The sequence below is a fragment of the Limnochorda pilosa genome (assembly GCF_001544015.1).
Lineage (GTDB): Bacteria > Bacillota > Limnochordia > Limnochordales > Limnochordaceae > Limnochorda > Limnochorda pilosa.
Window position 1 is genome coordinate 2,817,321 of record NZ_AP014924.1, and the last position, 17,762, is coordinate 2,835,082.

The following is a 17,762-nucleotide window of genomic DNA, read 5'->3' on the forward strand; positions in this document are numbered from 1 at the left end:
GCTCAATCGATGCGCAGGACGGCCATGAAGGCCTCCTGCGGCACTTCCACGTTGCCCAGGTGCTTCATCCGCCGCTTGCCCTCCTTCTGTTTCTCCAGGAGCTTCCGCTTGCGAGTGATGTCGCCGCCGTAGCACTTGGCCAGCACGTCCTTCCGCAGGGCCCGCACCGTCTCCCGGGCGATCACCCGCCCCCCGATGGCCGCCTGGATGGGCACCTCGAAGAGCTGGCGGGGAATGACCTCCCGCAGCTTCTGGGTCAGCTGGCGGCCCCGCTCGTACGCCTTCTCCCGGTGGACGATGGCCGAGAGGGCGTCCACGGGCTTGCCGCCGATGAGCACCTCGAGCTTCACCAGGGAAGAGGCCCGATAGCCGTCGAAGCGGTAGTCCAGCGAGGCGTAGCCCCGGGATCGGGACTTGAGCCGGTCGAAGAACTCGAGCAGGATCTCGGCCAGGGGCAGGCGGTACTCCAGGCGGGCCCGCTCGGGCCCCACGTACTCCAGGGTGAGGAACTCCCCCCGGCGCTCCTGGCAGAGCTCCATGATGGGCCCGATGTACTCCTGGGGCGTCAGGATGGTCGCGTGCACGAAGGGCTCCTGGATCTCCTCGATGCGCGCCGGGTCGGGGAGCTCGGCCGGGTTCCGCACCTCCACCGTCTCGCCCTTCCGGCTCACCACCCGGTAGACGACGCTGGGTGCGGTGGTCACCAGGTCCAACCGGAACTCGCGCTCCAGCCGTTCCTGGATGATCTCCATGTGCAGGAGCCCCAGGAAGCCGCACCGGAAGCCGAAGCCCAGCGCCACCGAGGTCTCGGGCTCGTAGACCAGGGCGGCGTCGTTGAGCTGGAGCCGGGCGAGGGCGTCGCGCAGGTCTTCGAAGGCCTCGTTCTCCACAGGGTAGAGACCGCAGTAGACCATGGGCTTCGCGGGCTGGTAGCCGGGCAGCGGCTCCCGGGCGGGCCGGGCGGCCAGGGTGACCGTGTCACCCACCCGGCAGTCGGTGACGTCTTTCATGCTGGCCATGACCGCCCCCACCTCGCCCGCGGCCAGCTCCTCCACCGCCACCAGCGCCGGCCGGAAGACGGCCAGGTCGCTCACCTCAAAGTCGCGCCCCGTCTGCATGAGCCGGATGGTATCGCCCCGCCGGAGGGCGCCCTCCACCACCCGCACGTAGGCCACCACACCCCGGTAGCTGTCGAAGTGGGAGTCGAAGACCAGGGCCCGCAGGGGCGCCTCCGGGGCGCCTTTGGGCGGGGGGACCCGCTCGACGATGGCCTCCAGGACCTGGTCTACCCCCTCGCCCGTCTTGGCGCTCACCCGGAGCGCGCCTGAAGCGTCGAGCCCCACGCTCTCCTCCAGCTCGCGTATGACCTTGTCGGGGTCGGCGTTGGGGAGGTCGATCTTGTTGATGACGGGGATGATCTCCAGGTCGTGCTCCAGGGCCAGGTAGAGGTTGGCCAGGGTCTGGGCCTCGATGCCCTGGGACGCGTCGATCACCAGGAGCGCGCCCTCGCAGGCGGCCAGGCTGCGGGAGACCTCGTAGGAGAAGTCCACGTGCCCCGGGGTGTCGATGAGGTTGAGGACGTACCCCTCCCCGTCGGGCCGCCGGTAGTTGAGGCGTACGGCCTGCATCTTGATGGTGATGCCCCGCTCCCGCTCCAGGTCCATGGTGTCCAGGACCTGCTCGGTCATCCTGCGCGGATCGATGGTGCCCGTCCGCTCCAGCAGGCGGTCGGCCAGGGTGGACTTGCCGTGGTCGATGTGGGCAATGATACAGAAGTTGCGAAGGCGCTCCCGTGACGTCATCGAGACCCTCCCGCTCCGTCCAACGCGACCTATTATAGCAGGAGTTCGTCCTCCCGGAGACGAAGCTGCACGCCCGGCGGCACGCGTGCGGGCGGGCGGCGGGAAGCCGTAGCCGGATCGGAGGAGCCGACGCCTCTTGAGTAGAGCAGCCGGGCTGGCCCGGGCGGCCAGCGGCACCATGGTCCTCATCCTTCTCAGCCGCCTGCTGGGGTTCGTGCGCGAGCGGGCGGTGGCCGAGGTCTTCGGCCGCACGTGGCAGACCGACGCCTTCCGGGCCGCCTTCCACATCCCGGACCTCATGTACTTCCTCCTGGTGGGTGGGGCCCTGTCGGCCGCGTTCATCCCCGTCTTCTCCCAGTACCTGGCCACCCGCGACGAGGAGGAGGCCTGGCGGGTGGCCAGCTCCTTCCTCAACCTGGTGGTGGGCCTCCTGCTCCTCTTCGCCGTCCTGGGCATGCTCTTCACCCCGGCTCTGGCGCCGCTGGTGGCCTACCGCTTCACGGGCCAGGAGCGCGAGCTCCTCATCCACCTGATGCGCCTCATGTTCCCGGCGGTCTTCCTCACCGCGCTGGCGGGGCTGGGCATCGGGGTGCAGAACGCGTACCAGCGCTTCGTCTTCCCCATGCTGGGGCCCATCGTCTACAACCTGGGGATCATCCTGGGCGCGTACCTGCTGGGGCCCCGCATCGGCATCGACGGGCTGGCATACGGTACGGTGGCGGGCGCGTTCGGAAACGTCCTCATCCAGGCCCCCTTCGTGCTGCGCAAGGCCCGCTGGCGCCCCATCCTCGAGTGGGCCCACGAGGGCATGCGGGAGATCCTGCGGCTCATGGGGCCGGCACTCATCGGGCTCTCGGTGGCCCAGGTGAACCTCATCGTCAGCACCAACCTGGCCTCGGCCCTGAGCGAGGGGAGCATCACCGCCCTCAACATGGCGAACCGGCTCATGCAGTTCCCGCTGGGGGTCTTCGCCATGGGGATCTCCACCGTGCTCTTCCCCTCCATGAGCCGCCTGGCCGCCCTGGGCCGGGCGGACGCCCTGCGCGACACCTTCAGCCGGGGGCTGAGGATCATCCTCTTCGTCACCGTTCCGTCCGCGGTGGGGCTCGCGGTGCTGGGAGAGCCGCTCATCCGCCTGCTCTTCCAGGCAGGCGCCTTCGGTGCCCGCGACACCGCGGCCACCTACGAGGCCCTGCTCTACTATACCCCGGCGCTCATCGGCCTCTCGGGCGTCCAGATCGTCACCCGGGTCTTCTACAGCCTTCACGACACCCGCACCCCCGTGCGGGTAAGCCTCTTCGCCCTGGGCACGAACACACTGCTCAGCCTCCTCTTCCTGCACCGTACCTCCATGGCCCACGCCGGCCTGGCCCTGGCCTACTCCATCACCACCCTGCTCAATCTGGGGCTTTATCTTCTCATCCTGCGCCGGCGCCTGAGACGGATCGAGGGCGGCAGGCTCGCCCGGGGCACCGCCGCGAGCCTGGCGGCCTCAGGCCTGATGGCCCTGGCGGTCTGGGGGGTGCACGGCCAGGTGGCCTCCCGGGTGGATCTGGCCACCCTGAGCGGCCGGTTGGTGGAGACGCTGGCCCCGGTGGCCGTGGGCGTGGTCGTCTACGGGCTGGCGAGCCTGCTCCTTCAGGGGGAGGAGACCCGCTCCCTTCTCAGGCTCGTCCGCCGCGAGAAGGTGACAGGAGCCCCGGAGGAGACCGGTTAGGAGCGGCCGGCAGCCGGCCGGGATCGGACCGGCTCCGGAAAGAGACGATCCGAAAGGAGCGGATGGGCGTGGTGGTTTCCATCCACACGCTCGCGGGCGCCGCCCTGGGCGCCCTCACGGGCAACCCGCTGGGCGCCTTCCTCACCGGAGCGGCCAGCCATGCAGCCCTGGACGCGGTGCCCCACACCGACTACCGCACCGCCGCCCCGGGGGTGGTGGACGGCCTCCTGGGTCTTGCCTTCCTCACCTGGCTCGCGCTCGTCCACCCCGGCGGTGCGGCCGGTACCGCGGCCCTCTGGGGCGGCATCGGCGGCATGCTCCCCGACACCGAGGTGGCCGTCTCGCACCTCTTCTTCAAGGGCCGCATGAAGATGCACTTCCCCAGCCACTCGGGGCTCACGCCCCACCCCCAGGTGCCTCCGCCCCGGGGCGTTTGGACCCAGGCGATCGCGCTGGTGCTGGCCGTCGTCCTGCTGGCGGCCCGGCTGGCCTAGGGCGTCTCCCGGCCCTCGGCCGCCGGTGGGCCCGAGCGGGCGCCCGCGGCCAGCACCGCTTCCGCCAGGCTCTCGGCCAGGAGCTCGGCGGCGGCGTCGGCCTCCTCCTGGGTGTTGTGGTACGAGCCCACCTCCACCAGCAGGGCGTGCGGGTGGAGCTCCTGGTTGTACCTCCGGCTGGGCACCTGCAGGATCCGGTCGAGCAGACCGGGCGTCCGCTCGTTCATCATCCGGGCCAGCGTCTGGGCGAACGCCAGGTTCTGCCGCCAGCCCGGGTGGGGCAAGCCGGACGTCACGGCGGTGGCCACCACCAGGGTGACCCGGGCCACCTTCCGGCCGCCCACGGTGGCCGTCATGTCCGCCGGCGTGTCGCGGTGGAGGTCGATGACGGCCCGGATCGACGGGTGCTGCCGCAGCAGCGCCGCCACGGCCCGGCCGGACTCCAGGTAGGCGCTGGGGTGGGAGGGGTAGTCGTAGACACCTGTGTCGTGCAGCGCGGGAACCCCGCGGGCCTCCAGCGCCTGAGCCAGAGCCGCGCCCGCCCGCACCACGCCCGTCTCGCGGCTGTTGAACCGGTGGTAGCTCGCGGCCGGCAGCAGCTCCCTGCCCGGCTCACGGTACGTTTCCGACGTGTGGGAGTGGTAGATGAGCACCAGAGGCTCCCCGGGCGCGCCGGGGACCAGACGCGGGGGTTCCGGCGCAGGCGCGGGCGGCTCAGGGGGCGCCGGTTGCCTGCCACCGCCCGGGAGATCCGCGCCCCCGGGCCTCTCGCTGACGGCCGGGGCGGCTGCCTCCCGGCTCAACAGGGGGAGTTCACTTATCAGCATCCACTGCGGAAGCCGCCTGGACACATCCCTCAGCCAGGCACGCGCCTCCGCCCACACCCCTCCGGCCTCATCGGGGCCTGACGCCCCGCCGGATCCGACGCCCAGCGACGCGGCCCCCCCACCGGGATCCGCCGGCGGTGCGCCTGTGTGCGGGGCCGCCCGCGTCACCAGTCGGGCCGCCGTGGTGGCATCGGGATGGACCCACCGCGCCAGAGGTGCCCCCGTCGCCTCCCAGTAGGGTGCCAGGTGGCGGACCAGGGCGCCGTCCCCCAGGAAGGGCAGGACCAGGAGCGCCACGAGGGTCATCGCTGCCCAGGCGGGCACGGGCCAGGCCCGAAGACGGCGCCGGAGCCGGGGCCTCAGGCTGCGAGCCAGCACGCCCATCCGGGCTCGGGGCCGGCCGGGCCGGCCGCCCCACTTCAGGGCGGGACGCCGGCCCGCCACCGGGCGGGGAGCCCAAGCCACCCGCGGGAGCGAGCGTACCCGCACCTGGAACTGGAACCCTCCGCGGCCGCGCAGGCGGCCGCCCGGGCGCGGCGCGCCCGGTCGAATCCTGCGGAGCACCCCCGCCCACTTCCTGGGGCGCAGGGCGCGGGAGGCCAACGCCATCCCCATCCCCCCCGCTCTTGGTCCATGCCTATGCAGGGGGGACGAGCCCCAGACACTTCCAGGGTGGTCCTGCCAGGCGGACTCGCCAAGTCCCGCCACGGACCCTCCCGGCGGGACGAGCACCTCTGCCCGGCACACCCTTCGACGTCTGAGGCATACCGGGGACCCGGGCCCCATATCTTCAAGCGGACGTGAGACAGGCACGGGAGGTCGGTGGAACGCCATGGATCCCCGCGGCAACCGGCGGCTCATCCGGATGGTGGGGGCGGGCCTCCTGCTGGTCTGCTCGGCATGGACGGCGGCACCGGCGCTCGCCCAGGAGCCCGGCGACGAAGCCCCTTCATACGGTCCGGGTGAGACCCTCTGTGGGGAACCAATGGTGCTGCGTCTGGGCGAGCCCGCCGCGACCGATCCCGACGTGCGGACCCTCCAGGAACGCCTGCGGGACCTGGGGTGGTACGACGGCCCCCTCGACGGGCACTTCGGACCCCAGACCGCCGAGGCGGTCCGGCGGTTCCAGCAGGGCGCGGGCCTGGACCCCACCGGGATGGTGACCGGCGCCACCTGGAGGGCGCTGGCCGGCGACATGGTCCTTCCCGCCGCGGCCGGCCCCTCCGAGGCCCCCCGGGGAGAGCTTTCGATTGTGATCGACACGAACGAGCGGACCCTCACGCTCTTCAGCGACGGCAAGCCGTACAAGGCGTACCCGGTGGCGGTGGGGACCGGGGAGACGCCCAGCCCCGTCGGCGAGTGGCTCATCGTCCACAAGGACTCGGGGTGGGGGGACGGCTTCGGCACCCGGTGGCTCGGCTTGAACGTGCCCTGGGGCATCTACGGAATCCACGGGACCAACAAGCCCTGGTCCATCGGCACGCGGGCCAGCCACGGCTGCATCCGCATGTTCAACCGGGACGTGGAGGAGCTCCACCGCTGGGTGCCCCTGCGCACGCCGGTGCGCATCGTGGGGCCCCAGCCCAAGCTTCGCTTCGACCGCGCCCTGCAGCCGGGCGCCACCGGCACGGACGTGGTCCAGGTGCAGCTGCGGCTGAAGGAGCTCGGGTTCGATCTGGGCCTCGCGGACGGGCGGTACGGGCCCAAGACGGAGGAGGCCGTGCGGGCGCTCCAGCGCTTCTACGGCCTTCCCGAGGACGGGCGGACCTACGACGACGTCTACTTCGTGCTGGGTCTGAGACGGGTGCCCTGAGAGGCGGGGCGCACCCGGTGGGAGGGACGGCCGAAGGATGGGTGCGGCACGCAGGATCGTCCGCGCAAGGAGTCTCGCGCCCTGGATCGCCCTCGCGCTCCTGGCGCTCGTGGGTGGGACCGCGGGCTGGTACGTCTGGCTCCGGACGCCACCCCTGGTGGTGGGCGACGTGGAGATCCGGCCCAACGCGCCCATCGACCCGCAGCGCACCTACCGGCTGGAGCTCTGGGAGGAGAACGTGGTGCTGTCCGGAGCCGGCACCACGTACCGGACCTCCCTGGAAGAGCGGGTGGAAGCCTTTCGCAAGAGCTACCCCAACGTGACCGTGGATGTGGAGCTCTTCCCGCCAGGAGAGGCCGCCGACCGGCTCCAGGCCGCCCTGGCCTCGGGGCGGCCGCCGGACATCTACGGCAGCCTCACCCCCCGCCTCTACGATCGGACCTACCAGGTTCCCGTGGAGCGCTTCCTGCCGAAGCCATCCCGAGAGGGCATGCCCACCTTCCTCCCTTCGGCCTGGCACGCCCTCTCGGCCGAGGGGCACGTGTGGGGATGGCCCCGGTGGGTCCGGTTCGTCACCTGGGCCGGCCACCGGGGGCTCCTGGCGTCCGCGGGCCTGGACGTGGACCGGGCCGCCCGGGAGGGCTGGACCACCCCCGAAGCGCTCTCCGTTCTCTCCCAGGTGGGCGAGGGCCGACTCCCCGGCCTCTTGGTCCACCCGACCGCTCCCGATCTCTTCCAAGGACTCATGGTGGCCGCGGGACAGGGGTCGGTGCTGGAGGCAGGGAGCCTGGCCTGGACCCGCGAGGCGATGGCCGATGCCGCCTCCTTCCTGCTGGCGGCCCGCGAGCGCGCCCGCATGCCCCGCTCCCTGGACACCGCGGCGCGGGAGCGGGTCACCCGTTTCGCCCAGGGGCGCGCCGGGGCCATCGCCCCGGTGCCCCCCCAACTCGCAGCCCACCTGCTTCGGACGTTGTCCACCGAGGGCCTGGTCCTGCTGCCCCCGCCCCGCCCCGAGGGAGCACCCCTGCAGGTCCCTGGCGAGGTGTCCGCTTACCTCGTCTTCCGGCAGGCGCCCTATGCGGGGGACGGGCAGACCCGGCTCGCCATGGAGCTGGCCCGTTTCCTCATCCAGTCCAAGGATGCGTGGGTGAGCGCCCAGTTCCCGGCGGTACCGGCCCTCACCGAGGACCTTGCCATCTGGCGGGACGAGGCGCCGTGGAACGAGGCCGCCGGCCAGGCGCTTCTGGGGTGGGCGGACGCGGCCGCTTACGCCTCCCTGGATCCGGCCGAGGCGACGGTGGAGGCGCAGGTGGAGAGCCAGGTGCTGGCCCCGGCCCTGCAGGAGCTCTGGACGAGCAACGACGCGGCCGCCTGGGCGGAGAAGCTTCGCCGGACCCTGGAAGACCAGGTGCCCGAACCCGGCGGCTGATCCTCACGAGAGGTAGCTCAGCACCTCGTCCATGTCCAGGGCGGGATGGAGGGCCACGTTGAGCCCACCGGCCACCACGTTGGCCAGGCTCTCCACCAGGTCGTCCACCTCGCGGGGCGTCACGATCATGGAGTTGAGGTAGGGCGCCAAGAGGCGCTCAGCCACGCGGCCCGTGGGCTGGCCCATCTGGGAGAGGCCGTCCTCCACCAGGGTGAGCGCCCGGACCACCGTGGGGACGCCCACGGCCAGCACGGGGATGCCCAGCGACTGGGGGGTGATCCCCCGGCGGCGGTTGCCCACGCCGGACCCGGGGTGAATGCCCGTATCGGCGACCTGGATGGTGATCCCCAGCCTCCGGCTCTCCCGGGCGGCCAGCGCGTCGATGCAGATGACCAGCTTCGGATTCAGCCGGTCCACCAGCGCCTGGATGACCTCGCTGGTCTCGATGCCCGTCAGGCCGAGCACGCCGGGGGCGATGGCCGCCACCGGCCGCATGCCCCCCCGCTTCTCGGGCGGCACCATCCGGTGGAGGTGCCGGGTGATGGTGAGCCGGCCCACCACCTTCGGCCCTAGGGAGTCCGGCGTGGCGTTCCAGTTGCCGAGCCCCACCACCAGGGCCTCGTCCTCGGAGCCCACGCCCAGGCCCTGGAAGAAGCGCTGCAGCTCCTGGGCCAGCACCTGGCCGACCTTCTCTTCCGCCTCCACGCTGCGGCTGCGAAGCTCGGGCGCCTCCAGGGTGGAGTAGTGTCCCGGCAGCTTCCCCATCCGGCGGGCGCCCTCCTCGCTCTCGATGAAGACGCGGCTCAGGGTGACGCCGTCCTGCTCCTGGGTGTCCACCGTGACGCCCGGGATCTCGGGCGGCTCCTCCTCCTTCACCAGGACCTGGTGCGCCTCCAGGGCCAGGTCCGACAGGGCCTCCCAGGTCTCCGCCTCCTCGAGCAGGCGACGCAGGGCGTCGTCGGCCACGCTCACGGGACCACCTCCGCGCGCTCCGGCCCAACCGCCCGCTGACCGGACGGGCTGGGCCGGAATCGATGCGATCGTCGCCGTTAGGCTGTCCGTGGCAGGGCCTGCCGATTCCCGGCCTTCAAAGGCCGATCGCCCAGGTGATCTCGCCTTCCCGGTCGATCGCCACGTGGGCGCCCACGCTCAGGCCGATGGGCGTGCGGTAGCGGATGAGGAGCCCGCCCCCTGCCGTCCAGGCAGTGGTGCCCGTCTGCCCGGGCGGCCCCAGGAGTCCTTCCTCCCCGAAGGCCCCCCACTCGGCGAAAGCTCCCACCCGCACCGAGGGACCAAGCTCCCGCAGAACCTCCACCCCGCCCGAAGCGTAGGCCCTCGAAGGCAGCACCGGTGCAGCGATCCGCTGGCCGGTGGCACCCCCGGGCAGGAACCGCCGGTGGAAGGGCGTCGTCGCCGTGGCCCAGCCGCCCTCGGCCTTCAGGGCCAGGAGCCACGTGGCATCGGACGCCATGGGCCGGACCAGGCCCTGCTCTGCCTGCAGCCGGCCGAAGCCGGTACCGCCTCCCCCCAGCGGGTGGGCGTAGAACCCGTCGAGCCCGAGCCGGTATCCCGACGTGGGCCAGGCTGGCGTGTCCAGGCTGCTCCAGGTGAGGCGGGCGAAGGTCGCCCCCTCCTGCCCTTCCCGTAGCGCCTGGGCGGCCCCGCCCACCGTTTCCTCCACCCGCTCGTGGCGCCAGGCCACCCCCAGCCGGGTGCGCACCCGGGAGGTCCACACGGTCTCGGCGGCGCCGGTGGCCTGCCGCACTTCGCTTCGGACCTGGTCGCCCGCCCGGCCTCCCAGCTCGGCCACGACCCCGAGGGTGGCCGCATCCCAGGCCGCGGAGAGCTGGAAGGGAGCGAGCGTCCGCGCCAGCGCCGGAGGGGAGGGCAGCTCGACGCCCAGGTGATAGGAGGCCGGGCTCGTGCCGAAGCCGTAGGATCCCTCCAGGTTGATCCCCCGCCCCGCCAGGTTCTCGTAGCGGAGGCCGAGGCGGTGCTCCAGGGCCAGGGTGGCCGCCGTGACCGAGGCCCACTCCACCGGGTCCCGGTACCAGCCGAAGCCCTCGTGGACCCGCACGACTGCGTTCAGGGCCGTGCCGGAAGCCGCGGGCCCCTCCTCTCCAGCGGGAGGGCTCGCTCCGGCCGAACCGTTCTCTCCGGCCCGGCCATCATCGCCCGCACGCTCCAGGGGCACCGGGGTCACCCGCACCGTCTCGAACGCGCCGAGCTGCATGAGGCGAGCCTGGGTCAACGCCGCCGCCTCGGACTGGAAGGGCTCCCCCGGGCGCAGGGCGATGCGGGAGGCCACGAGCGCCGCATCGGTGCGGGCGGCGCCCAGCACGGTGATCCGCTCGATGGGCAAACCCTCGAGGGTCTCGGCCGGCCCTCCGCCCCGGCCACCCGGTTCGAGGCCGCCCACTTCCTCCCGTCCGGTCACCTCCGCGCCCAGCCCGGCCAGCCGGTCCCTCGCCAGCTCCTGGAAGCGAGCCTCGGCGGCGACGTCGGTGAGCGGCACGGCCAGGGCCCGCCCGTAGGCGTCGATGGCCTCGTGGCGGTCTCCCCGCGTCTCTGCGATGAGGCCCAGCCAGTACCAGGCCTCCACCTGGCGGTAGGGGTCCAGCGCCCGCGGCAGGCGGACCAGCCGGCGGAGGTACGGCTCGGCCGCCTTCCCGTCGCCCTCTCGGAGGTACGACCGCGCCACCAGCAGCAGGGCCGCCTCGCTCTCGGGGAAGTCGGCCAGGACCGGTTCCAGGAGCCCGCGTACCCGCTCCTGCTCCCCCACGCTCTGGAGGAACTCGGCCCGCTGCACCGCCCGCCAGGCCCGCTCCTCGCCCGTCTCCACGGGGACCGCCGGCACGCCGCCCAGCGGCTCGGCGGAGCGGGGCGGCAGCCCCAGCTCCCGGGCCAGGTCGAAGGCGTGAAGCGTTCCCTCGGCGGAGGTACCCGCCTCACTCACCACCCCCGCCCACATGCGGAGCCGGGAGGGGTCGAAGAGGGCGGTGACGATGGTTCCGGCGTTGTCGATCCCTCCCACCAGGGCCCCGCGAGCCTCTGCACCGCCCCGGTCGCGCAGCACGCCCGCGGCCTGGGGCACGTCCAGCCCGCCCCGCCAGCGGGTCAGGAGCTCCCGCAGGCGCCGGTCCCGGGCTTCGGAGGCGAGCCACCCCGCCTGCTGCACCTCGCGCATGAAAGGGGTCTCGTACCGGTTGGTCGCCCAGAGGAGGCCGTCCTCGGGCCGGCGCACCTGGTAGCGGTCCGCCGCCAGCTCGATCACCCGGGCGTCGGGAATCTTGCCGTCGGCCACCAGCACGTCGAGGCCGATGGTACGGGGCGCCCGCACGATCATCTCCACGGCCTGGTCGAGGGTGGAGGCCTGCTCCAGCACCTGGCGCAGGAGGAACATGAAGGCGATGCCGTCCGCGGTCACGTTCTCGGATGTGGCGAAGCTGTAGCTCATGCTCACGCTGATGCCGTGGACGTTCATCCCCTGCATCACGCCCACGTTGGCCGGGTAGGTGACGGTGATGAAAGGATACGCCCCTTCGGGCTCGTAGATGGCCACGAGGCCGTACCGGCCCACGGTCTGCATGGGAAGGTAGTCCAGGTTGCGCCCGTGGAGGAGCCGGCCGTCCGACGTGGCGACCCCGAAGGCGGCGAAGGAGGTGCACCCGTAGACGATGCCCAGCTCCTGGAAGACATTGGGCAGGAGCACGGGCAGAAGGTTCCGCTCCCTCCCCCCGGACGCGGCCGCCACGAAGCCCTCCATCTCCTCCACGAAGGGCTCGGGCGTGTGCCGCAGGAGGCCCGGGGCGATCTTCGTCCGCATGTACGCGTCCTTGAAGGCCCAGACGAGCCGATCCCAGCCCTCGTGGGGCTGCACCGAAGGGTCGAAGAGCGCCCGGAGCTGCTCAGCCTCCTGGGCCAGAAGAAGGTAGTTCTGCGCGCCGATCTGGCGGTGCGTGCCCTTGAAGTGGACCACGGTGAGCCCATCCCGCACCTCGAGCCAGCCCTCGCCCGCGTACCGCCGCTCGCCCCGCACCTCCACGGCGGTGGGAAGCACCTCGGCCGGGTCCGCGGCACCTGGCCTCCCGGGTCCCGCGGCCCATCCGCCCGTTCCCGTGCCGATAACGACCAGCGCCGCGAGCACTCCGGCGATCCACCGGCGCATCGTGGGGCGCACGGCCCTCGCGGCCGAAACGTGTCCGACGCGTCCTCCCCAGTCCCTCACGGCCAAGCCACCTCCCACGCTTTCCTGTATCAAGGCCGCCAGGAAGGCGTCCGCAGCGGCGCGCGCAGGCACGGCGCCCCCTCCCCCGAGCCCACCGTACCCCGTTTCGGGGCGGCACGCACCCGGCGGCCGGGGAGAGGTGGAGCTCCCTGGCCGGGGAGGATGCTGCCTGGCCGGGTGGCCAGGGCGGGGGCAGAGCGTGGCCCGGGCTCGACGAGCCGCCCCGCGTATCAAACGATCTGCCCGGAGACGGCTTCGGCAGCCGCGGCAAGCCATCCTGCGCCGGCGCCCGCAGCGTTGACGATTCCCACCCGTGCCCGTATAATGGCGGCGTTGGGCAGACGCTGCCCCGGCGATGGAGCTCGCCGTTGCCCTCAGGCAAGGTCCCGGGATCCGGGTGATGGCTCCTACCAGCACGGTGGGGGCCTTTTCGTTTGTCCAGGAGCCCCCCGGCAGGTGATGCTCGTGCTTTCGTGGCTGAGACGTCCCTTCGGGCCGCGTCCCTTCGACGTGGTCGATCTCGCCCTCGAGGCGGCGGCCGAGGTGCCGGGATGCGTGATCTGCTCGGCGGCCCGCCGTGCCACCGAGCGCAGCTTCGACGCTCTCCTCTGGGAGCTCGTGAACGACCCGGCGGTCCGCGGGCGGATTCGGGAGGCCCTGGGATTCTGCCCCCGCCACACATGGGAGCTGGTTCGCGTCGAGCGCACGAGGACCCGGAACGTTCTGGGCAAGGCCATCCTCTTCGAGGACATCATCCGGCACGTATCCGTCCTGCTTCGGAACCCGCAGCCCAGGCGGGCCCTGACGACTCGCCCGCCCTGCCCTGCCTGCGTCGATGAGCGCGAGGCAGAGCGGACCTACCTGGAGCGCGTTCTGCAGCTCGCGCAGGAGGGCCTCTCGAGGCACGTCACTCCCCCGACGACCGGATCCCTTTGTTCCCGCCACCTAGCTGCAGCCGCGAAGGGCCAGCTCGCGGATGACCTGGCCGGCTTCATCGACAAGCAGCGGTGGGACGTCGCCACCCCCCTCACCCCTGCCGAGCGGGCGAGCGTGCGGGCGGCTGCCGGATTCCTGGGCGGTGAGTGCGTGGTGCTGGACGTGGAAGCAGCGGGCCCGTGACCGGAGCCCGCGTTGTGGAGGACGCTCTGCTTCAGGAGGTGGACGAGCGGTGTGGAAACGTGTGGGGGCGGTCGGCCTCGGAGGCGCCCTGGGAGGCATCCTCAGGCAGGCAAGCGCCACGGCCCTGAGTGCCCCAGGATCGGTGCTTCCCTGGGGGACGCTGCTTGTCAACGCCGTCGGCAGCCTGGCGCTGGGAGCCCTGATGGGGGCGGTCCTCGAAGCCGGCTGGCCGCGCCCCGGCTGGCGGGAGTTCTGGACCGTGGGGCTCCTGGGCTCTCTCACCACCTACTCCACCCTGGCGGTAGAGACGCTGCGGGTCGGGGCGAGCTCGCCTATCCTCGGCGGTCTCAACCTGGGGGGCAACCTGCTCCTTGGCCTGGCGGCGGCCTGGATCGGTCTCAGCGGCGGGAGGAACCTCGCCCTGCGCGTGCGCCACGCCCGGGGCGTGCCAAGGCCCGAGGAACTCCGAACCGGAGCGCGGTCCGCCCGGGAGGTCGCTGAATGAACCTCCGGACGCTCCTGCTGGTGGCCGTGGGGGCCGCTGCCGGCGCCCTGGCCCGCTACGCGCTGGGCGGCCTGGCGGCGCGGCGCGTCTCGAGCCGAATGCCCCTGGGAACCCTGCTGGTCAACGGCGCGGGCGGCTTCGTGGCGGGCTGGCTTGGAAGCAGCGCCTTCGTCGCGTCGCCCGCGATCGCTTCCCTGTTGGTGACGGGCTTCTGCGGGGGGCTCACCACCTTCTCCACCTTTGCGTATGAAACCGTCATCCGATTCGTCGAGGGCTCGCGCGAGGAGGCGTGGGCCAACGTCATGTGGAACGTGATGCTGACGGTCGGGGCCGCGGCCCTGGGGGGCTACCTGGCCCGGACCTGAGCGGAGCGGGTGGCAGGGACGGGGGTGGAACCGATGAAACGCCGCGCGCGAGGCAGGATCTTGCGCATCTACGTGGGTGAGTCCGACACCTGGCAAGGGGAACCGCTCTACCACGCCCTGGTGATGGCGGTCCGGCGGGAGGGCGGCGCCGGGGCCACCGTCTACCGGGGCATCGAGGGGTTCGGCGCCCACAGCACCGTCCACACCGCCCGGGTGCTCCGGCTCTCGGAGGACCTGCCCGTGGTGGTGGAGGTGGTCGACTCGGCGGAAAGGATCGAGCGGCTCGCCCGGATCCTCGAGCCCATGGTCTCCGAAGGCCTCATGGTGATCGTGGAGGACGTGCAGACCATCACCTTCTCGCGGGGCGGCCCCGAACCCACCGCGGGGTGACGCGATCAAGACACCCTCACGCGACGAAGGCATCTACTCGCCACGGCTACGTTGCAGTTCCGGAATGAGTGCGTCTTCGTCATTGAACAGCCTGCGATACGACAGTCCTACCATCAAGAGGCAGCCAATGGCCACAGCCGCCGCGATCATGAACATCACCACGATCTGGTACCTCACCGCTTGATGAGGATCCGCACCTCCTAGAATCTGTCCCGTCATCATGCCCGGCAGGCTGACCAACCCGACCACCATAAGGGAATTGATCGTCGGAGTCATGCCCGCACGAATTGCTTCTTTCACGTGCCGGCGCACCGCCTCCCATGGTTTGGCCCCAAATGCAAGGAGTTGCTCTACCTCGCCCGCATGTGCCCTGGCGGTACTGTATAGCCTTTCCAATGAGAGAGCGATGCCGTTCATGGAGTTGCCCAAGATCATGCCGAATATGGGGACGGCCACCCGTGCCGAGTACCAGGGATCTGGTCCGATGATCAGCCCGACGACGATCACGCCAACCAGGAAGGTACTTGCAAAGAGAGCCAAAAAGGCGAGAGCACGCGGGTACGCCGATCCGATCCCGGAGCGTTTCGTCGAGGCCCGAGAGGCGACCCACGTCATGAGAATGACAATCACCAGGATCAGCCAAACGTTGTTCAGGGCGAAGATGTACGTCAACGCGTAGCCAATCAGAGTCAGTTGCACGAAGGTGCGCACGGCTCCCCAAACCAAGGAACGCAAGAGACCGAGGCGAAGCGCGGCCGAGACACCCCCGGCCATCAGCAGGAGAAGGGCCGACAGCGCCAGCTGCCAATCACTGATCGGCACCACACCCGAGTTCACCAGCTCTCCTCTCCCTCCGTCCTGCCAGCTCCACGATCGTCGCTCGAGAGAAGCGTTCCGCGTCATCCGTGTGGGAGACCAACACCAGCCCACGTCCGGTCTCGCCGTTCACCCACCGGTCGAGGAGTGCCACGACGGCTTCCCGTGCTTCCGCGTCGAGCGCGCCCGTCGGTTCATCCAGAAGAAGTATCGACGGTCGTGCGAGAACGGCTCTCACGAGCGCCACGCGCGCCAACTCCCCACCCGAAAGCGTGCGTGCGTCCTGTGCCATCATGTTGGAGTCCAGGAGGACCGACTCCAACGTTTCGCGAGCAGTCTCTTCACTCGGTGGGGATTCTCCCCGGCGAATCCCCAGCGCGTAGGGGAGCATGATGTTTTCCAAGACGCTGCCTTGGAAGGCGACCGGTCGTTGGGCTACGTAGTGGACGTGCCGCCGCCACAGAGCAGGTGGCACCTGATCCACGGGCTGCTGGCGAAGCCGTACGTCGCCGCTCTCGCGGCGTCTCAGTCGGGCCAAGACCCGGAGCAGCGTCGTCTTGCCGGAACCCGAGGGGCCTCGAACGAGCAAGAGGCCGCCCTCCGCCACCGCTCCGGACACGACGATTCGCCTGCCCCCGTCACTCAGTTCGTAGGTGAGATCCTTGAAGACAAGCAGATCCATTGACGTTCCTCGCCTTCCTGGCTACACCCGCGTTGCCCGTGCCTGGCCGCTCAGCAACCTGGTGAGGCGCCCCGCAACTGCTCCCGCCAGGACCGACCGAGCCGCATTCAGCTTGAGGCGGAAGAGCGACACCACGGCACTCCGTTATAGCACGGGCCCGTGGCGTCGCGCAAGAACGTGGCCAGTGCTGAGGGGGTGCTTGCCCATGCCCTGCCGAGCTTGGCCGCTCGGGCCGACCCCTGAGCTATCTCGCGTTTCAATTGACAATCAGCCGGGAAGCGGCTAGGCTGAAGGCATGATCCTTCCCCGGACCGCGGAACCGACCGTAAGACACCTGGCCCACGGCTACCCCGTGGTGGCCGTCACGGGACCCCGGCAGTCCGGAAAGACGACGCTTGCCCGCCACGCCTTCCCGGAGAGGCCGTACGTCTCCCTGGAGGATCCGGACCAGCGGGAGTTCGCCATGGACGATCCCCGCGGGTTCCTCGCCCAGTATCCCGACGGCGCGATCCTGGACGAGGCGCAGCGCTGCCCCCAGCTCTTCTCGTATCTCCAGACCCGGGTGGACCACGATCCCCGCCCCGGACGCTTCATCCTCACCGGATCCCAGCAGTTCCACCTCACCGAGGGGATCACTCAGAGCCTGGCCGGGAGGGTGGCCATGGTGGTGCTGCTCCCCTTCACCCTTGGCGAGCTGCAGGGAGCGGGGCGGGCCCCCTCCTCCCTGGAGGAGCTGCTCTTCGAGGGACTCTACCCGCCGGTCCATGACCGGCACCTCGACGCCCACGTGTGGTACACGAACTACGTGGGTACGTACGTCGAGCGCGACGTGCGCCTGATGGTGAACGTGCGCGACCTCACCACCTTCCAGCGGTTCGTCCGCCTCTGTGCCGGGCGCACGGGGCAGCTCCTCAACCTCTCGGCGTTGGCCGACGACGCAGGCATCGCCCACAACACCGCCCGGGCCTGGCTCTCGGTGCTCCAGGCAAGCTACATCGTTCACCTCCTGCCGCCACACCACCAGAGCTTCAACAAGCGCCTGGTGAAGACCCCGAAGCTCTACTTCCTGGATCCAGGCCTTGCGGCGTGGCTCCTCGGCGTCCAGGAAGCGGCCCAGCTTGCCGCCCACCCCCTGCGGGGAGCCCTCTTCGAAACCTGGGTCCTTTCGGAGCTGCTGAAGGCGCGCTTCAACCGGGGGCTCGCCTCGAACCTCTTCTTCTGGAGAGACCGCAGCGGACACGAGGTGGACGTGCTCATCGAACGGGGCGACGCCCTGATCCCCGTGGAGGTCAAGCCCGGGCAGACCGTGAGCCGGGACGCCTTCGCGGCCCTCGAGCGCTGGCGCGCGCTCGCGGGCGACACTGCTGGACCGGGATGGCTGGTCTACGGCGGCGACCGGAGCCAGGAGCGGGGCGGCTTCCGGGTGCTGCCGTGGCGCGAGGTGGCCCAGGTGGGCGGGCCCTGACGTCGGGGCCTACCTTGTCGGATGGACTCGCTCGCCCGTCGGTCCGGCCGGATTCCTTCCCCTCGTCGGCGAACGATGAAAGGTCACGAACGTTTTACCTCCGTGAGAGG

15 protein-coding genes and 1 riboswitch are annotated in these 17,762 nt (G+C 71.1%); of the genes, 9 read left to right on the forward strand and 6 right to left on the reverse strand.

The genetic code is table 11. The features are described 5' to 3' along the window. Positions 1-2 precede the first annotated feature (2 nt). Entirely contained in the window at positions 3-1,802 is a 1,800-nt protein-coding gene (gene lepA / locus LIP_RS12495; protein ID WP_068138928.1) for a translation elongation factor 4, read from the reverse strand. Positions 1,803-1,938: 136 nt separating this feature from the next. Here lepA and murJ point away from each other — a divergent pair, with 136 nt between their 5' ends. Then, on the forward strand, positions 1,939-3,519 hold the full coding sequence (gene murJ, locus LIP_RS12500) for a murein biosynthesis integral membrane protein MurJ (RefSeq protein WP_068138933.1): 1,581 nt from the start codon (positions 1,939-1,941) through the stop codon (positions 3,517-3,519). Positions 3,520-3,587: 68 nt separating this feature from the next. Beyond that, positions 3,588-4,013 carry a hypothetical protein gene (locus LIP_RS12505; protein WP_144440473.1) on the forward strand — a complete coding sequence of 142 codons (426 nt, stop codon included), beginning with the start codon at positions 3,588-3,590 and terminating at the stop codon, positions 4,011-4,013. Here the strand turns inward: LIP_RS12505 and spoIIP are convergent. Further along, positions 4,010-4,840, reverse strand: a complete 831-nt coding sequence (spoIIP, locus tag LIP_RS19000) for a stage II sporulation protein P (protein ID WP_158509677.1) — start codon at positions 4,838-4,840, stop codon at positions 4,010-4,012. The genes LIP_RS12505 and spoIIP overlap by 4 nt on opposite strands. An 832-nt stretch (positions 4,841-5,672) precedes the next feature. On the opposite strand from spoIIP, the gene LIP_RS12515 reads away from it, so the two are divergent. After that, positions 5,673-6,653: a L,D-transpeptidase family protein gene (locus tag LIP_RS12515; protein ID WP_068138942.1), complete on the forward strand. Its 981-nt coding sequence runs from the start codon at positions 5,673-5,675 to the stop codon at positions 6,651-6,653. Between the two features lie 37 nt (positions 6,654-6,690). Beyond that, the gene (locus tag LIP_RS12520) at positions 6,691-8,082 is read left to right on the forward strand and encodes an ABC transporter substrate-binding protein (protein ID WP_068138944.1); all 1,392 of its coding nucleotides are present in this window, start codon (positions 6,691-6,693) and stop codon (positions 8,080-8,082) included. Between the two features lie 3 nt (positions 8,083-8,085). Here LIP_RS12520 and gpr read toward each other — a convergent pair whose 3' ends face one another. Further along, entirely contained in the window at positions 8,086-9,054 is a 969-nt protein-coding gene (gpr, locus tag LIP_RS12525; RefSeq protein ID WP_068138947.1) for a GPR endopeptidase, read from the reverse strand. Between the two features lie 115 nt (positions 9,055-9,169). Next, on the reverse strand, positions 9,170-12,310 hold the full coding sequence (locus LIP_RS12530) for a C45 family autoproteolytic acyltransferase/hydolase (protein ID WP_158509678.1): 3,141 nt from the start codon (positions 12,308-12,310) through the stop codon (positions 9,170-9,172). A gap of 342 nt (positions 12,311-12,652) precedes the next feature. Next, a riboswitch (Fluoride riboswitch) is annotated at positions 12,653-12,727 on the forward strand. 39 nt (positions 12,728-12,766) lie between these two features. On the opposite strand from LIP_RS12530, the gene LIP_RS19005 reads away from it, so the two are divergent. From LIP_RS19005 to LIP_RS12550, 4 genes are read left to right on the forward strand one after another with little or no spacing between them, the layout of a single operon-like run. Next, complete coding sequence (locus LIP_RS19005) at positions 12,767-13,429, forward strand: hypothetical protein (protein ID WP_068138952.1); 663 nt, start codon at positions 12,767-12,769, stop codon at positions 13,427-13,429. 49 nt (positions 13,430-13,478) lie between these two features. Beyond that, positions 13,479-13,934: a fluoride efflux transporter FluC gene (locus tag LIP_RS12540; RefSeq protein ID WP_068138955.1), complete on the forward strand. Its 456-nt coding sequence runs from the start codon at positions 13,479-13,481 to the stop codon at positions 13,932-13,934. Continuing rightward, entirely contained in the window at positions 13,931-14,299 is a 369-nt protein-coding gene (locus tag LIP_RS12545; RefSeq protein WP_068138959.1) for a fluoride efflux transporter FluC, read from the forward strand. Before LIP_RS12540 ends, LIP_RS12545 begins: the two co-directional genes overlap by 4 nt. Before the next feature lie 60 nt (positions 14,300-14,359). After that, entirely contained in the window at positions 14,360-14,689 is a 330-nt protein-coding gene (locus LIP_RS12550; RefSeq protein WP_198409533.1) for a DUF190 domain-containing protein, read from the forward strand. 33 nt (positions 14,690-14,722) lie between these two features. Here the strand turns inward: LIP_RS12550 and LIP_RS12555 are convergent, their stop codons facing one another. Both LIP_RS12555 and LIP_RS17990 read right to left on the reverse strand, forming a co-directional pair. Next, on the reverse strand, positions 14,723-15,526 hold the full coding sequence (locus tag LIP_RS12555; protein WP_198409534.1) for an ABC transporter permease: 804 nt from the start codon (positions 15,524-15,526) through the stop codon (positions 14,723-14,725). After that, a complete protein-coding gene (locus tag LIP_RS17990) occupies positions 15,498-16,187 on the reverse strand; it encodes an ABC transporter ATP-binding protein (RefSeq protein ID WP_082726292.1) in 690 nt (229 codons plus the stop codon). Before LIP_RS17990 ends, LIP_RS12555 begins: the two co-directional genes overlap by 29 nt. A 298-nt stretch (positions 16,188-16,485) precedes the next feature. Between LIP_RS17990 and LIP_RS12565 the strand changes: the two genes are divergently transcribed. Next, positions 16,486-17,652, forward strand: coding sequence for an ATP-binding protein (locus LIP_RS12565; protein ID WP_068142007.1), 1,167 nt, complete (start codon positions 16,486-16,488; stop codon positions 17,650-17,652). Positions 17,653-17,762 lie beyond the last annotated feature (110 nt).

Coding starts and splice junctions, on each gene's coding strand:
- LIP_RS12545 (WP_068138959.1), top strand. CDS start 13,931: ATGAACCTCCGGACGCTCCTGCTGGTGGCCGTGGGGGCCGCTGCCGGC.
- LIP_RS17990 (WP_082726292.1), bottom strand. CDS start 16,187: ATGGATCTGCTTGTCTTCAAGGATCTCACCTACGAACTGAGTGACGGG.
- lepA (WP_068138928.1), bottom strand. CDS start 1,802: ATGACGTCACGGGAGCGCCTTCGCAACTTCTGTATCATTGCCCACATC.
- LIP_RS12520 (WP_068138944.1), top strand. CDS start 6,691: ATGGGTGCGGCACGCAGGATCGTCCGCGCAAGGAGTCTCGCGCCCTGG.
- LIP_RS12515 (WP_068138942.1), top strand. CDS start 5,673: ATGGATCCCCGCGGCAACCGGCGGCTCATCCGGATGGTGGGGGCGGGC.
- spoIIP (WP_158509677.1), bottom strand. CDS start 4,840: ATGCTGATAAGTGAACTCCCCCTGTTGAGCCGGGAGGCAGCCGCCCCG.